The organism is Candidatus Stoquefichus massiliensis AP9 (assembly GCF_000455285.1).
Taxonomy (GTDB): domain Bacteria; phylum Bacillota_I; class Bacilli_A; order Erysipelotrichales; family Coprobacillaceae; genus Stoquefichus; species Stoquefichus massiliensis.
Genome location: NZ_HG005287.1, coordinates 335,450 through 339,024, shown reverse-complemented (window position 1 = coordinate 339,024; position 3,575 = coordinate 335,450). Strand labels below are relative to the sequence as shown.

Sequence of the window (3,575 nt, the reverse complement as noted above, 5' to 3'; positions counted from 1 at the left end):
AAATGCTAATTTAACATACTTGTCTTGCTCCAGCACGGGTATCAGTAGTCTGGATGTCAGCAGCAATGCCAATTTAACAACCTTGAATTGCTACAGCAATACAGCACTGACAACTTTGACTGTCAATGGTGCTTCTGCTTTAACAACCTTGGATTGCTACAGCACGGGAATCAGCAGTCTGGATGTCAGCAGCAATGTTAATTTAACAACCTTGTATTGCCAAGAAACGGGCATCAGCAGTCTGAATGTCAGCAGCAATGCTAATTTAACAGAATTGTATTGCAACAGCAATGCATCACTGACAACTTTGACTGTCAATGGTGCTTCTGCTTTAAAAAAATTGGAGTGCAACAGCACGGGCATCAGCAGTCTGGATGTCAGCAACAATACTAATTTAACAACCTTGTATTGCAACATCACGGGCATCAGCAGTCTGGATGTCAGCAAAAATACTAATTTAACAGAATTGTATTGCAACAACACGGGTATTACCAGTCTGGATGTCAGCAAAAATACTAATTTAACAGAATTGTATTGCAGTAGCACGGGCATCAGCAGTCTGGATGTCAGCAACAATGCCAATTTACAATCATTGCATTGTTCCTTTACTCCACTTGCTTATCTGAATCTGGGAACAAATGCGGGATTAACAGTAACTATGCCAACGACCAGAACAATGTATTTGGAAGTCACAGAAGACACATTTACCATTACAGATAAAATTACAGGTATCGACAAGGACAAGGTTTCTATCATAAGCGGCGCATCTTATGAATCATCAACAGGTGTCGTCAGCAATTATACAGCAGGCACACCGATTGTCTATGAATATGACTGTGGTACAGCAAAAGGTGAAAATAAGACTTTGACGGTAACACTAAACCTTACTGGGCTAAAAGCAGAAAGCAGCATTACTGTTACGGAAACGCTGGACAAGACCTATGACGGAAGTGCGGTCAATGATACACCAACAGTCAGCAAGACAGGCAGTACAGGTATAGTAACCTACACTTGGGAGAAGAAAAAGAACGCTACGGATTGGGAAAGCATAGCATCTGCACCAACGGATGCCGGAACGTATCGTGTAACCGCAACCGTCGCAGCGGATGACGATTACAAAAAAGCAAGCTCAACACCAGTAGAATTTACCATTTCCAAGGCAGACAGCACAATTTCTGTCACAGAAAGTTTAGATAAGGACTATGACGGAAGTGCTGTCAACAATACGCCAACAGTCAGCAAATCAGGCAGTACAGGCAATGTGACTTATACTTGGGAAAAGAAAAAGAACGCTACGGAATGGGAAAGCAGCAGCTGCACCAACAGATGCCGGAACGTATCGTGTAACCGCAACTGTCGCAGCGGATGACAATTACAAAAAAGCAAGCTCAACACCAGTAGAATTTACCATTTCCAAGGCAGGCAGCACGATTTCTGTTACAGAAAGTTTAAATAAGGACTATGATGGAAGTGCTGTCAACAGTACGCCAACAGTCAGCAAATCAGGCAGTACAGGCAATGTGACTTATACTTGGGAAAAGAAAAAAACGCTACGGAATGGGAAAGCATTTCATCTGCACCAACAGATGCCGGAACGTATCGTGTAACCGCAACCATCGCAGCTGATAACAATTACGAAGAAGCAAGCTCAACACCAGTAGAATTTACCATTTCCAAGGCAGACAGCACGATTTCTGTCACAGACAGTTTAAATAAGGACTATGACGGAAGTGCGGTCAAAGATACGCCAACAGTCAGCAAAGCAGGCAGTACAGGCAATGTGACTTATACTTGGGAGAAGAAAAAGAACGCTACAGACTGGGAAAGCATTTCATCTGCACCAACAGATGCCGGAACATATCGTGTAACCGCAACCGTCGCAGCGGATGACAATTACAAAAAAGCAAGCTCAACACCAGTAGAATTTACTATTTCACAAGCAGCAAATAGCTGGACGAGCACACTTGCGATTACAGGCTGGACATATGGAGAAGCTGCAAATACACCAGCGGCTGTGGCTGCATTTGGTTCCGTATCCTATACTTACAGTAATCAAGCAGCTGGCACATATACGGAAAACGTACCAACGGATGCCGGTACATGGTATGTGAAAGCCACGGTTACCGGTACAGATAATTTCAAGGGCATAGAAAGCAGTGCTGTAGAATTTACGATTGCCAAAGCAGCCGCACCGGCGATGACTCTGCCGGATAATCTAAGCGGTGTATATGATGAGGACTTATCCAGTGTTACACTGCCGGATGGCTGGGCATGGGCAGACGGGACACAGAAGCTGACGGTTTCTGGAACAGATTATCCTGCACATTTCACAGTCGATGATAAGAATTATGATTATACAGGTGTCACAGGCTATGACAGTACCGGTCACTATGTAGAATGTATGCTGTCGGTCATTGTATCAGCGGCAGCGAATAGCTGGACAGTGGAACCGGCGATTGAAAACTGGACATACAATGAAACAGCCAGTACACCGACTGCTGACGCAGCGTATGGGGATGTTGTCATTAGCTACAGTGATACCAGAAATGGAACCTATACGGCAGATAGACCTGCCACGGCAGGAACATGGTATATGAAAGCCAGCGTAAGTGCAACAACAGAGTATACCGGACTTGATACCATTGTGGAATTTACCATTTCACAGGCAGAGCCAGTCTACACGGTTCCAACGGACTTGCAGGCAGTCTATGGACAGAGCCTTAAGGATATCACACTTCCGGCAGGTTTTACATGGACGGATCAGACGCTAGATGTTGGCAATGCAGGTACAAATGAATTTACATTGACCTATACGCCGGATGACAGCAATTATAAGACCGTGACAGATATCAAAGTCACAGTGACCGTGATAAAGGCAGATAATGAACAGTCAGCACCGTTATCACTGGATGGCTGGACATATGGTGCAGCACCTTCTGCTGCCAGTGCAGGATTCCGCTTCGGACAGCCACGCTTCCTGTACAGTGACAGGGTGGATGGAAGGTACACAGATACCGTTCCAACCGCTGCCGGAACCTGGTATGTAAAAGCGGTCGTGGATGGCACAGACAATTACGAGGGTGCAGAAAGTGAAGCCGTTTCCTTTGTGATAGAGCCAAAGAGTGCAGAAACAGGCAATCAGATAAAAGTACCGGAAATGACTGCCGATACGAAGCTGGATGATTTGGTAATCAAAGACGGCGATAAGGTTCTGGTACAGGGTACGGATTATGACGTGACAAAGACACAGGATGGAAACAAGGTGACAGTGACCATCACGTTTAAAGGCAACTATACCGGAACGATAACAAAGACCTATACAGTGGATGATAAAAAGCCATCTGGAAACACGGATAAGGATAAAAACAATTCATCCGACAAAGGAGATACGAAAAACGATTCCGTACAGACAGGTGATACAGCAGCAACCGGACTATGGGCAATGCTGATGGCAGCCGCAGCCGGAGCAGCCGCCCTATTGAAAGGGAAAAAGCGTAAGGAAGATACAGAGGAATAAAAGGTCATGGGGCTGTCTGAAAAGGCAGCCCTTTGAATGGAGCACAAGGGATGAGGGT

General features: G+C 45.2%; 3 protein-coding genes. All 3 read left to right on the top strand.

Annotation, left to right across the window (positions count from 1 at the left end):
• Positions 1-1,369: leucine-rich repeat domain-containing protein (locus BN350_RS20610; RefSeq protein WP_187117113.1), on the top strand; the 1,369-nt coding region annotated here is incomplete at its 5' end.
• A complete protein-coding gene (locus BN350_RS21835) occupies positions 1,269-1,607 on the top strand; it encodes an MBG domain-containing protein (protein WP_222704651.1) in 339 nt (112 codons plus the stop codon). The genes BN350_RS20610 and BN350_RS21835, both read left to right, overlap by 101 nt.
• Positions 1,532-3,517: an MBG domain-containing protein gene (locus BN350_RS07630; protein WP_028043067.1), complete on the top strand. Its 1,986-nt coding sequence runs from the start codon at positions 1,532-1,534 to the stop codon at positions 3,515-3,517. The genes BN350_RS21835 and BN350_RS07630 overlap by 76 nt, the downstream gene beginning before the upstream one ends.
• Positions 3,518-3,575 lie beyond the last annotated feature (58 nt).